Raw genomic sequence first — 14,556 nt, 5'->3', positions numbered from 1 at the left:
CTCACCTAGGCTCCCGTCCGGCATTGCGGCTAGGCTCAATGCAGATGTGCATTCCCGCCATCCAAGGACGATCCCATGAGTGACACTCCTCTCCCCGACGTCATCCAGTATCTGCGTCTACTGCCAGAACGCGGCGGCTCCGACATGTTCTTCAGCGTCGGCGCACCGCCCCACCTGAAAGCCGAGGGCCACAGCCAGCCGGCGGATGATCGCGTGCTGCAACCCGGTGAAGTGAAGACGCTGGCCTGGCAGCTGATGTCGCCGGCCCAGGCGCAGGACTTCGAGCGCGACCTGGAGATGAACCTGGCGCTGAGCGTGCCGGACGTTGGGCGTTTCCGCGCGAACATCTACTTCCAGCGGGGCGAAGTGGCGATGGTGGTGCGCCTGATCAAGCAGGTGATCCCGGACGTGACTGCCCTCGGCCTGCCCTCGATCCTCGACAAGCTGGCCATGCAGGATCGCGGGCTGATCCTGGTGATCGGCGCGGCCGGCGCGGGCAAATCGACGACCCTGGCGAGCATGCTGGATTTTCGCAACCGCCACCGCTCCGGGCACATCGTCTGCATCGAGGACCCCATCGAGTTCCTCCACATGCACAAGAAGTCGATCATCGACCAGCGCGAGGTCGGCCTGGATACCCACAGCTATGAGGACGCCCTGCGCAACGTGTTGCGCGAGGCGCCGGACGTGATCATGCTCGGCGAGATCCGCGACGCCGCCACCATGCAGCACGCACTGCACTACGCCGAAACCGGCCACCTGTGCGTCGCCACCCTGCACGGCACCAGTTGCCGCCACGCCATCGAGCGCATCACCCGATTTTTCCCCGACGAGGCCCGCCCGCAGGTGCTGGCCGACCTGTCGCAGAACATTCTCGCCCTGGTCGGCCAGCGCCTAGTGCCCGGCACCCATCAGCGCCGCGCCGTGGCGGTGGAGCTGGTGCTGGGCACGCCGCATATCCGCGGCATCATCCAGCGCGACGAACTGCCCGAGCTCAAGGGCGCGGTGGAGCGCGCGCTGGAAAGCGGCATGCAGAGTTTCGACCAGAGCCTCTACAGACTGCTGGAGGAAGGCCGCGTGAGCGTGGCCGACGCACTGAAGTTCGCCGACTCGCGCACCGACCTCGCATTGAAGATCAAGCTGGAGCGCGGCATGGACGACGACAGCGTCGGGCCGGCGTTTGGCAGTTGAGCAGGCCCGGTTGTTTTTAGTAGGAGCGAGCTTGCTCGCGAACACAGCTCACAGGCGGGCGCGGAGTAAAGCGGTTCGCGAGCAAGCTCGCTCCTACAGGTATGGCGCGTGAATCTTGCTTGAGCGGGCCATGCCCGCGATCAGCGCCCGCAGGGCGCCCCTACAGGACGCCCCTGAGCAACGCATCGATATCCACGCTCTGAGCCATCGCCCGATTCCCCGCATCGCCGGGGTGCAGATGGTCGCCGCTGTCGTAGGCCGGCAGCAGGCGCAACGGATGGGCGGGGTCACGCAACCGCGCGTCCAGGTCCACCACTGCATCGAACTCGCCGCTCTCGCGAATCCACTGGTTCACCCGCTGGCGCAGCGCTTCCTTGTTGGCGGCGTGGTAGTTCTCTATGGGCGACCCGCTCAGCGCGCGCTCGAACGGCAGGATGGTCGCGCCGACGATACGCACGCCGCGCACATGGGCCTGGGCGATCAGTTGGCGGTAACCGCCGACCAGGTCCTCGTACTGCACCAGCGGATTGTTCGGCGCGAAGGTGCTGCCGGGCCAGGAAATATCGTTGATCCCCAGCAGCACAATGGCCGCCTCGACTCCCGGCTTGCCCAGCACGTCGCGCCCGAAGCGCACCAGGGCGCTCTGCCCCATGCCGTCGGAGAGCAAGCGTGCGCCGGAGATGCCGGCATTGATCACACCCACGTTGTGCGCCGCCAGCCGTTGCGCCAGCACGTCCGGCCAGCGCTGGTTGCCGTCCAGGCTGGCGCCACGGCCATCGGTGATGGAGTCGCCGAGTACCGCCACCACGGGCCGCGCATCGGGGCTTTCCACCAGCACGTCGGCAAGGAACAGACGAGCTTCCATCTTGCCGTCCGTCGGCAACTCCACGGCGTCGAGCTGCTCGCCCGGTCCGCCGTAGATGCGCTGCTTGCCATCCCAGTGGAAACTTTCGATGGCGGTCGGCTGCGGCAGGTAGAGCGACACGGCCAGCTCGCCCAGCGGCGGCACGGCAAGGTCCAGTGGATCGCTGAGCAGTTCGGCGCCGGGCGCGATATAGGCCGTGGGTTGCCCGGCGAAGGTCAGGCGCCGGCTCGGACCGCCCAGCCGCCCAGCCGGTGCGGCGAGCGCTACGGCGCCACCACCGATGGCCACTGGCTGGCTGCCATAGGCGTTGGACAGCACGATGCGCACGCGCTGCCCGCCCAGGCTGACCTTCACGCTCTGCCGCAGCGTGTGGTTGCCGATCACACTGGGCACGCCCAGTGGCAGCGGCACCTCCTTGCCCCAGGTGCGTTGTGGGCTGGCGCTCCAGGTTGCCTGCCAGTGGCCTTCCTCGGCCTGCGCCAGCGGCAGGGCAAGGGCGATCAGGGCGGCGAGCAGCAATCGTTTCATGGCGGTCCTCGATATCGATGATGGGATGGACACAGGCTCAGTCATTCCCAATCACGGCGGTAGACGGCATATTGGCAGACCCGTCATTCGATAAACGAATAGGACATGGATACCCTCAAGGCGTTGCACTGCTTCGTCCGCGCCGTGGAATTGGGCAGCCTTTCCGCCGTGGCCCGCGAGTCCGGCAGCAGCCAGCCAACGGTGAGCAAGACCATGGCGGCGCTGGAGCGCCAGGTCGGCGCGCAATTGCTGATCCGCAGCACCACCCGCGTGCAACCCACCGAGCAAGGCCGGCGCTTCTACGAGCACGCCCGGCAGACGCTGGAAAGCTACGCCGAAGGCATCAGCGAGGCCCGTGGCGAGACCGAACAGGTGCGCGGCCGCCTGCGGGTCAGCGCGCCGGTGAGCCTGGGCGTGCTGCGCCTGAATGCACTGCTGCTGGAGTTCATGCAGTTGCACCCGGAAGTCGAGGTGGAGCTGCTGCTCAACGACCGCTTCGTCGATCTCGCCGAGGAAGGCATTGATCTGGCCCTGCGCCTGGGCGGCGAACTGCCCGAACAGCTGATCGCCCGCCCATTGGCTCGCTCACCGCGCTTTCTGGTCGCATCGCCGGCCTGGGTTGCACGTCAGCCGTCGCTGGGCAGTCCCGAAGACCTGCCGCTGGCCGATTACCTGCGCTTCGCCTGGCTCGACGCCGGGCAGAACCTGCTGCTGCGCCATGCCGACGGCCGCGAGCTGAACCTCGCCACACGCAGCCGCTATACGGTGAACAGCTCCCTGGCGATCCGCGAGAGCTACTGCCTGGGCGCCGGCTTCGGCCTCACGCCAGCCTGGCTGGTGGCCGACCTGCTGGCCGACGGCAGCTTGCGGCGCCTGCTCCCGCAGTGGCGCGGTCCCACCCAGGAGGCGACTCTGCTGTATCCTTCGCGCCGTTTTCTGCCGGCCCGGAGCCGCGCGCTGATCGACTTCCTCATCGAGCGCCTGCCGCGCCTGCCCGGTTTCGAAGCCCTGTGAGGCATCAGGCTAAAGTGCAGCGGCTATGCTTCTGGCCAATGAGCAGAACCGACGCGCCCGCCGACCGGTCGAACCCTGACATTCGCCCCCGAGGGACTTGCATGGGCAAGCCACACACACCTTACCTACTGGCCGCTCTGGCCCTGCCACTGCTGCTGGCCGGCTGCTCCACGAGCGCCAGCAACCCCTGCGACGAACCGCTGAGTGGCGAGGCCTGCCGCCAGGAGCGCCTGCTCTACCAGAACGACATGCTGCAGGCGAAACTGCTGATCGCCACCGGCGACCTGGCCAACTACGAGCTGGCAGAGGCGCTGCTCGTCCGTGCCATGGAGAAGGACGAACGCGGCGAAGCGAGCTTCTACATGGCGCTGCTGAAGATCAAGGAAGGCCCACAGGTGGATGAAGTGCTGCCGCTCCTGAAAAAGGCTGCCGACGCTGGCCAACCCTACGCCGTAGCGCTGCTCTACAAGATCTGGTCGGAGCCCTTCCTGGTGGACCAGGCCGACCCGCAGAAGGCGCAACAGTACCTGGAAGACTACGCCAACCTGGACGTCGCCAAGAGCGGCTACCCGTCTTTCGAAAAAGCCACCGCACTGGTCAATGCCCTGCTCAGCGAGCCGCCTGCCGTCACCACACAGCCGGCACAACCCTAGCCCTCCTCCGGCGCAGGCTCGGCCTCCTCGAAGGTCTTCTCGCCGGCATCCTTGCCATGGGGCAGATGGTGTTCGATCACCGCGTTAAGCTCCGCACCCAGCAGCAATACCGCCGACGAAATGTAGAAATACAGCAGCAGCACGATGATCGCGCCGACGCTGCCGTACATGGCGTTATAGTCGGCGAAGTTCTTCACGTAGTAGCCAAAGCCCAGTGAAGCCGCGATCCACAGCACCACCGCGAGCATCGAGCCGGGCGTGATGAAGCGGAACCTCTGCTGCACGTTGGGCGTGACGTAGTAGATGATCGCCACCGCCATCATCATCAGCAGCACGATCACCGGCCAGCGCAGGATGCTCCAGAGGATCACCACGAAGTCCTCCAGCCCCACCTTCGCGGCGATCCAGCCCATCACCTGGGGCCCGAGGATCATCAGCGCGGCGATCAGCATCAGCATGGCCACCAGGCCGAAGGTGTAGAACAGCGACAGCGGGATGCGCTTCCACGCAGGCCGGCCTTCGCGCACGTCATAGGCGGCGTTGAGCGCGATCATCAGCGAGCGCACCGCCGCCGAGGACGACCACAGCGCCACCACGATACCGATGGACAGCAGCCCGCCCTGGCGCTGCTGCAACTGGTCGATCACCGGGTTGACCTGCTCCAGCGCCTGCGCCGGCAACACGTAATCGGCTTGCTGGCGGAGGAAGTCGAAGAACTCCGGCAGGTGCAGGAAACCCAGCAGCGCAATCAGGAACAGCAGGAACGGGAACAGCGAGAACAACCCCTGGTAGGCCAGCGCAGCGGCATAGGTGGGCATCTCGTCGTCGAGAAACTCCTTGAGCGTCAGCCGAATCAGCTTCCAGGGCCCCAGACTGAGCCCGCGCATGTCCATGAATCGCATCCCGCACCGTCCTCCCGATGAGCGTCCCGCCCGCCGGCGGCTGCAAGGTGGACCCGCGCAGCACCGGCAAAGTTGCAACAAATGCGCGGAGCAGAGCGTCCGCCAGCACAGACCTTAGCCGCTGGCGGGGCATGCTGGCCAGAACGGCGGCGGTTTCAGTCGGCCAGGCGATAGACCTTGGCGAAGCGCTCGGCCTTGACCACTCCGTAGTCGCCGGGGGCGTACTGCATGACCCAGTCGCCCGCCGCACCGGCAAGCCGATCGCCACCGGCCGAGCGCAGCAGGGTGAAGGACTCGTCCATGCGCCGAGCCAGCACCGGGCTGGGAATATTGCGATAGGCGCCCGGCTCACCATGGGCGAGCCCGGTGTCCGAGGGCCGGTATTTCGGGTCGAAGCGCTCGCGGGAGACCACCCAGCGCTCACCGGTCGCGCCGCTGATGATCGCGTCGCCAACGGCATAGCGGTTCGGGCCTTCGAGGCTCATCAATTCACCCGGTTCAGTGGCGAATTCGACGGTGACGGTTTCATCCTTCACCACGCGTTGCGCGGCGGGATCGGTGCGAAGGTCAACCTGGGTCAGTTCGATCATGGCGGGGCTGCGGACCTGGGGAAATGGGTAGGGAAACGGTCGCCGGCAAGCCTACTCGCAAAAGAATCGCCCCGCGAGCGGACAGCAGCTGGCGGTGCTCTACACTCACAGGCCATGAGCGTGACCTCACTGCACACTCGACCGAACCCGGCCATTGCCTGGCTGTCGCACATACTGAGCCTGCACCTTTGCCCCCATCAGCCGTACAGGAATCCCCCATGCCGTTTGCCCGTCTCGCCCTGCCCTTCCTGTTGCTCACCAGCCTTGCCGTCCACGCCGAAGACTCCCCCGACGAAACGAAATTCCTCAAGGAATCGGCGGACTATTTCGACCAGGTGACCAAGTCCAACCTGCCGCGCCAGGTGGACAAGGTAACCACCCTCAACAGCGTGCAGCTCGACCCGGCGAAAAAGATGCTGTATTACCGCTACGCCATCTCCAACCTGCGCCTGGACGCCATGGATCTGGGCGCCCGCGCCAAGTTCGAGAGCGGCCTGAAGAAGCAGCTCGAAGGCACCACCTGCCAGCAGCCCGACCTGCTGCAGCGTTTCCGCGAGCACCACCTGAGCGTCACCCACGAGTACGCTGGCAGCGACGCCAAGCCGCTGGCCAGCATCACCATCGATCCGCAGACGCTGAGCTGTGCCAAGACCTGACGCCCTACCGAAGAACCACCGATGAGCCGTGCCGACTACCACCAGGAACACGCCCAGCGCGCCGAGGCCGAAGCCCGGCGCCTGCTGGCCGAACGCGACCACCTCGGCTCCCGCTGGCTGCCCTGGGTGGCCGGCGAGCTGTACCAGCTGAGCCCGCCGCACTACGCCAACATGGTGCGTCGTGAGCTGGAACGTCTGACCGCCGGCTGAACGGCCGCCTGCCACAGGACTATGCTGAAGCAGTCAGCTCTCGGCCCGAGGGCGTCCCGTCGGAGGACAGGCTCATGAAAGGTCTCGACGCGAAGAAACAAGCGAAGAAGAAGCCGCTGAAAACTGCACACGAAAAGCGCATGGCCAAGCGGCAGAAGAAAACCGGCAAGTCGCTGCTGGGTACGCCTCAGCAACCGTCCTGAGGGCGCGCCCTCGTCCCGCGGATGGCCTCGCCGAGAGGCTGTCCGCACTCCCCTCCCTCGATTCGCTCGGCCGGCTCCCGTAGCAGCGGAGCTTCCCCGCCATGTTCTTGCCCAAGGCGGACCCGGCGGGTCCAACGACCACGCGCACGCAGACCCCCCACCTTTGGTCGGCGCGAGCTTGCACGCGACCCCGGTCGCCGGCAGCCCCGCTGGTGGGCGGGTTCGCGAGCAAGCTCGCTCCTACGAAGAACGGTTGCGGCGGTGGTTAGCCATCCGCTTGCAGATGGAACCCCGGGAATACCGAAACGCACGGCACCTCCCCCCCCAGGGACATTCAGACGGCTCCCGTAGGCGCGGAGCGTCTCCGCGATGCTCTTGCCCAGGGCGACACTTCACGTTCACCGTCCAAGAGCGCGCAGCCCGCCCCCCTACTGTAGGAGCGAGCTTGCTCGCGAACGCGTTCGCCGGCAGCACTACAGGTGGACGGGTTCGCGAGCAAGCTCGCTCCTACAGCTCAGCCGACCCGTTGAGTTCTGGAGGTCAGACCAATCCGGCCCGCAGGTTCAGCAGCATCCGTTCGCCCTGGCCGAGGATCAGCCCACCCGCGCGATAACCAGCGGCGCCGATGCACAGGAAGCGCTCCGCCTCACCCGGCTCCACCTGCTCGACCGCGCGGCTGCCGGGGTGCCAGATGACGCTGCCGGCACTGGTGTTCTTGTCGATACGCAGGCGGCGCTGCCAGCCGGCATCTTCCAGCACCAGGGAACCGGTGTTGTAGAGCACCTGCTTGACCGCGCCACGGGGCGCCCAGGTGTTGGGCAGGCCGCTGGCCTTGCCGTCCAGTTCCATGCCATGGACCACCGAGCGACGTAGCGAGCCCACGCGCCAGTATGGCTGCAGGGCGAAGCTGAACAGGCAGTCGCTGTCATCCTCGTGGTAGCTGGAAAGTTCGATGTCCAGGTCCTGACCCAGGCGCGCTTCCAGGCGCACGTGCCAGTCCTCGATGTCCAGCTGCCAACTGACCACCGCCTTCTGGTCGTCGGCCCAGGCGTCGAGCATGCGCCACTCGCGCTGGCGCGCCCAGCCGTGCTGCGGCCAGTCGGCCTCGGTGGGGTGGCTGCCGAACCAGGGCCAGCAGACCGGGATGCCGCCACGGATCGGCGCCGTGCTCAGGCTCGGCCACTGGCTGGAGCACCACAGCAGCGGACGCGCGCCGCGCGGCTGGAAGTGCAGCAGTTGCGCGCCCTGGCGGCTGAAGACCGCCTGGCATTGCGGGTGATCGATGAGCAGCAGGTCGCGACGCTGGAAGCGCACCCAGTCGAAGGGGCGCTTGCCCCGCATGGAATGAAAAAAGCGCTGCAGCGGATGCTCGAGCATTGTCCGGATGTCCTGATCCAATCCCTGCCCGGACATTCCGGGGCGTGAAGATCTCTGTAGTTTCACTACATCTTACAGAAAAGGCGGCGATTCTAACCGCAAAGCCTAGTCACGCGCAGCGCCCGCGCCAATGAAAAAGGGTTCCTCGCCCGCTCCGAGTCCGCCCGCCTCTGGCTTCTGTAGGAGCGAGCTTGCTCGCGAACCGCCTGACACCGGGGCCCGCTTATTCGCGAGCAAGCTCGCTCCTACAAAAAGCAGCCGAGGAACCACCCAACACCCCGCCCGGAACAGACAAAAAAGGCCCGTCGCTATGGACGGGCCAGGTTCGCACCAGGGAGCAATCAGAAAGTGGACTGGATCTTCAGGCCGGCCACCACGGCGTTGTTCACCTCGTCCACGCCACCCGGATGGCGGATGTACTGCAGGTTCGGGCGCACGGTGAGCCAATTGGTCACATGCACGCCGTAGTACAGCTCGGCGTCGTACTCGGTGTCGGTGATCGGCTGGTACAACGGGTTGTCGTAGTCCTCGATACCGTTGACCTGGTTCACCAGGCGCTGGCGATCCTGCACATCGTCGTTGACGTGGATGCGTGCCACGCCGAAGCCGATATCGTCCTTGGGCCGCGCATCGAACGGGCCTTTGTAGACCACACCGAGCTGCTGGTAGTTGTCGACGGTGTTGGTGGCCTTGTCATGCACGGTGAAGTTGGCGAACAGGCTCAGGCCGCGGGAGGCGTCGCCGTTGTGCACGGTGACCTGCTGCTGCGCCACCACCCACCAGCCGTGCTTGCCGCTGTGGCTCTTGGCCGGCTCGCCGGTGAGCGCCTGCGGGTTGCCGTTGACGTCGTCGTACACGTCGTCGGCCTCGGCGGTGCTGTAGTAGTAGCCCAGGCGGTACTCACCCGGCAGTTGTGCGGCACCGACTTTGGGCATCCACACCAGCTCCACCGGCAGGATGGTGCCCTTGGTGCCGCTGCCGTTGAGCTTGAAGCCATTGCCGGTCTCCAGGTTCGACGGGTTCTGGTTGTAGGCGCCAACCTGGGCGTACCACTCGTCGTTGAAGTTCCACTTCACCCGCGCAGCCCACTGGCTGACCGGCCAGTTGTACCAGATACCGCCGACCCAGTTGCCCACCTGCGAGCCGCAGAAGGCCAGGTTCTGGAAGTCGCAGGGGAAGCTGTTGAAGTCCTCGCCCTCGCCGAAACGGCCGACCTTCACGTCCAGCGCGCCGTCGAAGTACTTCTGCTTGATCCACATCTGCGTCAAACGCCAGGTCTGGCCACGGCCCCAGACTTCCTGCACGGAACTGAGCTGCCCGGCACGGGGGTCGCTGATGCGGTCGTTGGAGAGATTGCGACCGCTGCGCTCGGTGACCGTCAGTTGGAACTCGGTGGCGTCCCAGCCGAGGATTTTCTGCAGGTCCAGGTGGGTGCCGAGGGCGAACTGGTCGGAGTAGCGCGCGGTGGTGTGCTGATCGTAGCCGCCACCCAGGTTGCTGGCCGCTTCGCCTACATAGTCGAGCTTGAAGTCGTAGCCCTTTTCCAGCAGCTCGGTGCGCTTGCCGCCCCAGTCGCCCAGGCCCCACAGGGACTCGGCAGAGAAGGCATCGGCGGCATGCGCGACATTGCCCACGCAGCTCAGTGCGAGCAGGCAGCCCAGGGTCCTTGCTGCAGGCAGGTTCTTGTTGTTCTTGTGCATCTCCAGCGTCCTCGTTGTCTTGGTTTTAAGCGTAGTTTCAGGCAGTGAATTTCAGGCAGTGGTCATACAGTTCAGGAATGCTTCTGCCGCGCGAGCGGCGTTACCTTGTTTGCGCCATCGCCACGTGGCTCGGCACGCAGGCGCTCACCGCTCTGCGCATCGAACAGCAGCGCGCGGGAGGGATCGAAGCGCAGCTGCAGGGAAGAGCCTGGCTGCGGCGCCTGGTCCGGCGCGAGGCGGCAGCAGACCTTGACGCCATTGAGGGAGACGAAGACCAGGGTGTCCGGGCCGGTGGGCTCGACCACTTCGACTTCGGCGCGCAGATCGCTCGGGCCGTTGGCGCCATCGGTGGCCAGTTGAACCTGCTCCGGGCGCACGCCGAGTATCAGTTCGCGGCCCTCGACCAGCCCGGAGTCCAGTTGCAGTGGCAGCTCGCAACGGTCCTGGCCACTGTCCAGCAGACCGACCAGCCGGCTGCCCTGCTGCTGCACCTTGAGCGGAATGAAGTTCATCGGCGGCGAGCCGATGAAGCTGGCGACGAACAGGTTCGCCGGGTCGTTGTAGATCTGCTGCGGCGTACCGAACTGCTGCACGATGCCGTCCTTCATCACCGCCACCTTGTCACCCAGGGTCATGGCCTCGATCTGGTCGTGGGTCACGTACACCGTGGTGGTCTTCAGGCGCTGGTGCATCAGCTTGATTTCGGTACGCATCTCCACGCGCAGCTTGGCGTCGAGATTCGACAGCGGCTCGTCGAACAGGTAGATCTTCGGCCGCCGCGCCAGCGCCCGGCCCATGGCCACGCGCTGCTGCTGGCCGCCGGAAAGCTGCGAGGGCTTGCGTTCGAGCAGGTGTTCGATCTGCAGCAGCTTCGAAACGCGAGCCACTTCCGCGTCTATCTCGGGCTTGGGCAGCTTGCGAATTTTCAGGCCGAAAGCAATGTTCTCGCGCACGCTCATGGTTGGGTAAAGGGCGTAGGACTGGAACACCATGGCGATATCGCGATCTTTCGGGCTCATCCCACTGATGTCCTGGCCGTCGACCAGGATGGCGCCGCCGGTGACATTTTCGAGGCCGGCGATGCAGTTCATCAGGGTGGATTTCCCACAGCCAGACGGCCCGACGAGAATCAGGAATTCGCCCGATTCGATCGACAGGTTGATCGATTTCAGAGTGTCCGCCAGGCCCGCGCCGTAGGACTTGTGCAGGTTGTGCAGTTCAAGGGTGGACATCGGTGCTTACCTCAACCTTTGACGGCGCCGGCGGTGAGCCCGCGCACGAAGTACTTGCCGGCCAGTACGTAGACCACCAGCGTGGGCAGCGCCGCGATCATCGCGGCCGCCATGTCGACGTTGTATTCCTTCACGCCCGTGCTGATGTTCACCAGGTTGTTCAGAGCCACCGTGATGGGCTGGGCGTCGCCACTGGCGAACACCACCCCAAAGAGGAAATCATTCCAGATTTGGGTGAACTGCCAGATCAGACAGACCATGACGATGGGGGTGGACATCGGCATCAGAATGCGTAGGAAGATGGTGAAAAACCCCGCACCGTCCAGGCGCGCGGCCTTCACCAGCGCATCAGGAATCGCCACGAAGTAGTTGCGGAAGAACAACGTGGTGAAGGCCAGGCCGTAGATGCAGTGCACCATCACCAGGCCAATGGTGGTGTTGGCCAGACCGAGCTTGCCGAGGGTGAAGGACATCGGCAGGAGGATCACCTGGAACGGCAGGAAGCAGCCGAACAGCAGCGCGCCGAAAAACAACTGCGAGCCGCGGAAGCGCCACATCGATAGCACGTAGCCGTTCATGGCGCCGATGAAGGTGGAGATCAGCACGCCTGGCACGGTGATCTTCACCGAGTTCCAGAAGTAGTCGCCCACCGCGCCCCAGGCTTTCACCCAGCCGATCACGGTGAACACGTCCGGCAGTGCCAACAGGTTGCTGGTGCGGATGTCTTCGGGTGATTTGAAGCTGGTCAGCAGCATCACCAGCAGCGGTATAACGTACAGCGCCACGGCTCCCCAGAGGGTCGCGTGCACCGCCAGGCGGCTCAGGCTGAACGACGATTTAAGGGTCGAGTCATGCATGGCGCTTGCCCCGCAGTTCGGAATACAGGTACGGCACGACGATGGCCAGCACGGCGCCCAGCATCAGCATCGCGCTGGCCGCGCCCAGGCCCATCTGGCCGCGGGTGAAGGTGTGGGCGTACATGAACATCGCCGGCAGGTCGGAGGAGTAGCCGGGGCCGCCGGCGGTCATCGCGGCGACCAGGTCGAAGCTCTTGATGGCGATGTGCGCGAGGATCATCAACGCGCTGAAGAACACCGGGCGCAGGCTCGGCAGGACGATACGCAGGTAGATGGTCGGCAGGCTCGCGCCATCCACCTGGGCGGCGCGCACGATGGCCGGATCGACACCGCGCAGGCCGGCGAGGAACAACGCCATGACGAAGCCGGAGGCCTGCCACACGGCGGCGATCACCAGGCAATAGACGACCCGCTCCGGGTCCACCAGCCAGTCGAAGCGAAAACCCGTCCAGCCCCAGTCGCGCAGCAGCTTGTCCAGCCCCAGGCCGGGGTTGAGCAACCACTTCCAGGCCGTGCCGGTGACAATCATCGACAGCGCCATGGGGTAGAGGTAAACGGTGCGAATGAAGCCTTCGCGGCGGATGCGCTGGTCCAGCAGCACGGCGAGGAAGACCCCGAGCACCAGGCAAACGCCGATGAACAGGCCGCCAAACAGCAGCAGGTTCTTGCTCGCCACCCACCAGCGGTCGTTGTCCCAGAGGCGCAAGTACTGGGTCAGTCCGGCCCAGCTGTAGGCCGGCATGAAGCGCGAATTGGTGAAGGACAGCAGCAGCGTCCAGCCGATGTAGCCGTACACGCAGACCAGCACCACGAGCATGCTCGGGGCCAGCACCAGCTTCGGCAGCCAGGCCTGCAGGCCGTCGAGCAGCGAAGCGCGTGGGCTGGCTGCAGGAGTGAAAGTCGGAGATTGGGTCGCCATCTGCTTTCTCGAGGATGAGTGAGCCCGCCCGGGCTGCGGCGGCCGCCCGGAATCGTTCTGCTGGGAGAGAAGCCGGCTCCGCTACGGAGCCGGCGAGCGCCTTACTGCGCGGCGGCCTGGATGGCGGCGCCCAGTTGCTGCGCGGCCTTCTGCGGATCAGCGGCGGGGTCGTTGAAGAAGTTGGTGACCACGTCGAAGATCGCGCCCTGCACGTAGCTGGAGGCGGCCATGCTATGGGCCATGCTCGGCACCAGGTTGTTGCTGGCGGAGGCGGCCTTGAAGTCCTTCATGGACTGTTGAGCACAGCTGTCGAAGGGCGTCATGTCGACGTCCAGTCTTACCGGGATCGAGCCCTTGTTCAGGCTGAAGTCCTTCTGGAAGGACGGGTCGAGTACCGCCCGCGCCAGGTCTTCCTGGGCCTTGCGGTTTTCCTCGTTGCTCAGCTTGAACATCACCAGCGAGTCGATGTTGTAGTCGAATGCCTTCTGCGTTCCGGGGAACGGCAGGCACTGATAATCCTTGCCCGCCACCTTGCCGGCGGCGGTGAACTCGCTCTTGGCCCAGTCGCCCATGATCTGCATGCCGGCCTTGCCGTTGATGACCATGCCGGTGGCGACGTTCCATTCGCGGCCGGCGGCGTCCGCATCGACGTAGCCGTGCAGCTTCTTCAGCGCAGCGAAGACATCAGCCATCGGCGCGCCGGTAAGGGTTTCCTTGTCCAGCTCGACGAAGGCCTTGCGGTAGCCTTCCGGGCCCATCTTGCTGAGCACCAGGTTCTCGAACAGGGTGCCGTCCTGCCACGGCTGGCTGCCATGGGCCAGCGGCGTGAAGCCGGCGGCCTTGAGCTTGTCGGCGGCGGCGAAGAATTCATCCAGGGTGGTCGGCGGCGTGGCGCCGGCCTTCTTGAAGACTTCCGGGTTGATGTACAGCCAGTTCACCCGGTGCACGTTGACCGGCACGGCCACGTAGTCGCCCTTGTACTTCATGATCTGCGCCACCTGCGGCGGCAGCAGCTGGTCCCACTTGCCCTCGGCCGCGACATCGTTGAGGTCGGCGAGCAGGCCCAGTTCACCCCATTCCTGGATGTCCGGCCCCTTGATCTGCGCGGCAGCCGGCGGATTGCCGGACACGGCGCGAGTCTTCAGCACGGTCATGGCGGCTTCACCACCGCCCCCGGCGACGGCGAAGTCCTTCCAGGTGTGGCCCTTGGCTTCGACGAGCTTCTTCAGGGTTTCGGCGGCGCGCTTTTCACCGGGCGACGTCCACCAGTGCAGCACTTCGACTTCACCGGCATGGGCAAGCATTGGGGAGAGACAGTAGGAGGAAAGACAGATGGCGGCCGACAGGCGACGGATCGCATTCATGGGGAGCACCTTGTTCTTGTTATTGGAGGCAAGTCTGCGCTTGCGATGGTCCGAGTCTATCCAAGGCATTCCGTTCTCCGGGTAACGAAGCGATCTTTGATTGTCACCAGGTGGTGACATTGGGGGCTTTGGTGGGGATGAGCAAAGAGGTGGATTGGAGCGTGAATGCGCGCTTTCGGATACCCCTGGGGGAATTCTGCTCGGCCTACCACCCTCTCCCCCCGCCCTCTCCCTGAAGGGAGAGGGAGCTGTCCTCTGCGATGCCAAGCGAGCAGCTCTCCTGATGCCATCGCAG

15 protein-coding genes are annotated in these 14,556 nt (G+C 65.3%); 6 read left to right on the top strand and 9 right to left on the bottom strand.

Features of this window, described 5'->3' with window-relative positions; translation table 11 throughout:
* The first annotated feature begins 75 nt into the window (after window positions 1-75).
* The gene (locus tag ACNFH5_RS28760) at window positions 76-1,191 is read left to right on the top strand and encodes a PilT/PilU family type 4a pilus ATPase (protein WP_416752042.1); all 1,116 of its coding nucleotides are present in this window, start codon (window positions 76-78) and stop codon (window positions 1,189-1,191) included.
* 160 nt (window positions 1,192-1,351) lie between these two features.
* Here ACNFH5_RS28760 and ACNFH5_RS28755 read toward each other — a convergent pair whose 3' ends face one another.
* Window positions 1,352-2,629: an SGNH/GDSL hydrolase family protein gene (locus ACNFH5_RS28755; RefSeq protein ID WP_416752040.1), complete on the bottom strand. Its 1,278-nt coding sequence runs from the start codon at window positions 2,627-2,629 to the stop codon at window positions 1,352-1,354.
* A gap of 60 nt (window positions 2,630-2,689) precedes the next feature.
* Here ACNFH5_RS28755 and ACNFH5_RS28750 point away from each other — a divergent pair, with 60 nt between their 5' ends.
* Window positions 2,690-3,598 (top strand): LysR substrate-binding domain-containing protein, encoded by a 909-nt coding sequence (locus tag ACNFH5_RS28750; protein WP_416752038.1) that lies wholly within the window; start codon window positions 2,690-2,692, stop codon window positions 3,596-3,598.
* Between the two features lie 101 nt (window positions 3,599-3,699).
* Window positions 3,700-4,251 (top strand): hypothetical protein, encoded by a 552-nt coding sequence (locus ACNFH5_RS28745; RefSeq protein ID WP_416752036.1) that lies wholly within the window; start codon window positions 3,700-3,702, stop codon window positions 4,249-4,251.
* Here the strand turns inward: ACNFH5_RS28745 and ACNFH5_RS28740 are convergent.
* Together ACNFH5_RS28740 and ACNFH5_RS28735 are read right to left on the bottom strand one after the other, a co-directional pair.
* A complete protein-coding gene (locus ACNFH5_RS28740) occupies window positions 4,248-5,153 on the bottom strand; it encodes a YihY/virulence factor BrkB family protein (RefSeq protein ID WP_416752034.1) in 906 nt (301 codons plus the stop codon). The genes ACNFH5_RS28745 and ACNFH5_RS28740 overlap by 4 nt on opposite strands.
* Before the next feature lie 155 nt (window positions 5,154-5,308).
* Window positions 5,309-5,743 carry a PGDYG domain-containing protein gene (locus ACNFH5_RS28735; RefSeq protein ID WP_416752032.1) on the bottom strand — a complete coding sequence of 145 codons (435 nt, stop codon included), beginning with the start codon at window positions 5,741-5,743 and terminating at the stop codon, window positions 5,309-5,311.
* A 218-nt stretch (window positions 5,744-5,961) separates the two neighbouring features.
* Between ACNFH5_RS28735 and ACNFH5_RS28730 the strand changes: the two genes are divergently transcribed.
* The 3 genes from ACNFH5_RS28730 to ACNFH5_RS28720 all read left to right on the top strand — a co-directional run bounded on the left by ACNFH5_RS28730 (window position 5,962) and on the right by ACNFH5_RS28720 (window position 6,812).
* Window positions 5,962-6,399, top strand: a complete 438-nt coding sequence (locus ACNFH5_RS28730) for a hypothetical protein (protein ID WP_416752030.1) — start codon at window positions 5,962-5,964, stop codon at window positions 6,397-6,399.
* 21 nt (window positions 6,400-6,420) lie between these two features.
* Window positions 6,421-6,609 (top strand): hypothetical protein, encoded by a 189-nt coding sequence (locus tag ACNFH5_RS28725; RefSeq protein WP_416752028.1) that lies wholly within the window; start codon window positions 6,421-6,423, stop codon window positions 6,607-6,609.
* 74 nt (window positions 6,610-6,683) lie between these two features.
* A complete protein-coding gene (locus ACNFH5_RS28720) occupies window positions 6,684-6,812 on the top strand; it encodes a hypothetical protein (protein ID WP_017516671.1) in 129 nt (42 codons plus the stop codon).
* Window positions 6,813-7,352: 540 nt separating this feature from the next.
* On the opposite strand, the gene ACNFH5_RS28715 is transcribed toward ACNFH5_RS28720, so the two are convergent.
* The 6 genes from ACNFH5_RS28715 to ACNFH5_RS28690 form a co-directional block, all read right to left on the bottom strand.
* Complete coding sequence (locus ACNFH5_RS28715) at window positions 7,353-8,189, bottom strand: D-hexose-6-phosphate mutarotase (RefSeq protein WP_416752026.1); 837 nt, start codon at window positions 8,187-8,189, stop codon at window positions 7,353-7,355.
* Window positions 8,190-8,530: 341 nt separating this feature from the next.
* A complete protein-coding gene (locus ACNFH5_RS28710; RefSeq protein WP_416752024.1) occupies window positions 8,531-9,889 on the bottom strand; it encodes a carbohydrate porin in 1,359 nt (452 codons plus the stop codon).
* Window positions 9,890-9,960: 71 nt separating this feature from the next.
* Window positions 9,961-11,121, bottom strand: a complete 1,161-nt coding sequence (locus ACNFH5_RS28705; protein WP_416752022.1) for an ABC transporter ATP-binding protein — start codon at window positions 11,119-11,121, stop codon at window positions 9,961-9,963.
* Between the two features lie 11 nt (window positions 11,122-11,132).
* Complete coding sequence (locus ACNFH5_RS28700) at window positions 11,133-11,978, bottom strand: carbohydrate ABC transporter permease (RefSeq protein WP_416752020.1); 846 nt, start codon at window positions 11,976-11,978, stop codon at window positions 11,133-11,135.
* Window positions 11,971-12,897 carry a carbohydrate ABC transporter permease gene (locus ACNFH5_RS28695; protein ID WP_416752018.1) on the bottom strand — a complete coding sequence of 309 codons (927 nt, stop codon included), beginning with the start codon at window positions 12,895-12,897 and terminating at the stop codon, window positions 11,971-11,973. The genes ACNFH5_RS28700 and ACNFH5_RS28695 overlap by 8 nt, the downstream gene beginning before the upstream one ends.
* A gap of 101 nt (window positions 12,898-12,998) precedes the next feature.
* Window positions 12,999-14,261: an ABC transporter substrate-binding protein gene (locus ACNFH5_RS28690; protein ID WP_416752016.1), complete on the bottom strand. Its 1,263-nt coding sequence runs from the start codon at window positions 14,259-14,261 to the stop codon at window positions 12,999-13,001.
* Between the last annotated feature and the right edge of the window lie 295 nt (window positions 14,262-14,556).

This window comes from Pseudomonas sp. NY15435 (assembly GCF_048068295.1).
Lineage (GTDB): Bacteria > Pseudomonadota > Gammaproteobacteria > Pseudomonadales > Pseudomonadaceae > Pseudomonas.
This window is presented reverse-complemented; position numbering and strand designations above follow the sequence as displayed.

Excerpts from the sequence above, each read along its gene's own strand:
- ACNFH5_RS28740 (WP_416752034.1), bottom strand. The coding sequence starts at position 5,153 with ATGCGATTCATGGACATGCGCGGGCTCAGTCTGGGGCCCTGGAAGCTG.
- ACNFH5_RS28755 (WP_416752040.1), bottom strand. The coding sequence starts at position 2,629 with ATGACTGAGCCTGTGTCCATCCCATCATCGATATCGAGGACCGCCATG.
- ACNFH5_RS28730 (WP_416752030.1), top strand. The coding sequence starts at position 5,962 with ATGCCGTTTGCCCGTCTCGCCCTGCCCTTCCTGTTGCTCACCAGCCTT.
- ACNFH5_RS28700 (WP_416752020.1), bottom strand. The coding sequence starts at position 11,978 with ATGCATGACTCGACCCTTAAATCGTCGTTCAGCCTGAGCCGCCTGGCG.
- ACNFH5_RS28745 (WP_416752036.1), top strand. The coding sequence starts at position 3,700 with ATGGGCAAGCCACACACACCTTACCTACTGGCCGCTCTGGCCCTGCCA.
- ACNFH5_RS28690 (WP_416752016.1), bottom strand. The coding sequence starts at position 14,261 with ATGAATGCGATCCGTCGCCTGTCGGCCGCCATCTGTCTTTCCTCCTAC.
- ACNFH5_RS28720 (WP_017516671.1), top strand. The coding sequence starts at position 6,684 with ATGAAAGGTCTCGACGCGAAGAAACAAGCGAAGAAGAAGCCGCTGAAA.
- ACNFH5_RS28760 (WP_416752042.1), top strand. The coding sequence starts at position 76 with ATGAGTGACACTCCTCTCCCCGACGTCATCCAGTATCTGCGTCTACTG.
- ACNFH5_RS28695 (WP_416752018.1), bottom strand. The coding sequence starts at position 12,897 with ATGGCGACCCAATCTCCGACTTTCACTCCTGCAGCCAGCCCACGCGCT.
- ACNFH5_RS28735 (WP_416752032.1), bottom strand. The coding sequence starts at position 5,743 with ATGATCGAACTGACCCAGGTTGACCTTCGCACCGATCCCGCCGCGCAA.
- ACNFH5_RS28715 (WP_416752026.1), bottom strand. The coding sequence starts at position 8,189 with ATGCTCGAGCATCCGCTGCAGCGCTTTTTTCATTCCATGCGGGGCAAG.
- ACNFH5_RS28705 (WP_416752022.1), bottom strand. The coding sequence starts at position 11,121 with ATGTCCACCCTTGAACTGCACAACCTGCACAAGTCCTACGGCGCGGGC.
- ACNFH5_RS28710 (WP_416752024.1), bottom strand. The coding sequence starts at position 9,889 with ATGCACAAGAACAACAAGAACCTGCCTGCAGCAAGGACCCTGGGCTGC.
- ACNFH5_RS28750 (WP_416752038.1), top strand. The coding sequence starts at position 2,690 with ATGGATACCCTCAAGGCGTTGCACTGCTTCGTCCGCGCCGTGGAATTG.
- ACNFH5_RS28725 (WP_416752028.1), top strand. The coding sequence starts at position 6,421 with ATGAGCCGTGCCGACTACCACCAGGAACACGCCCAGCGCGCCGAGGCC.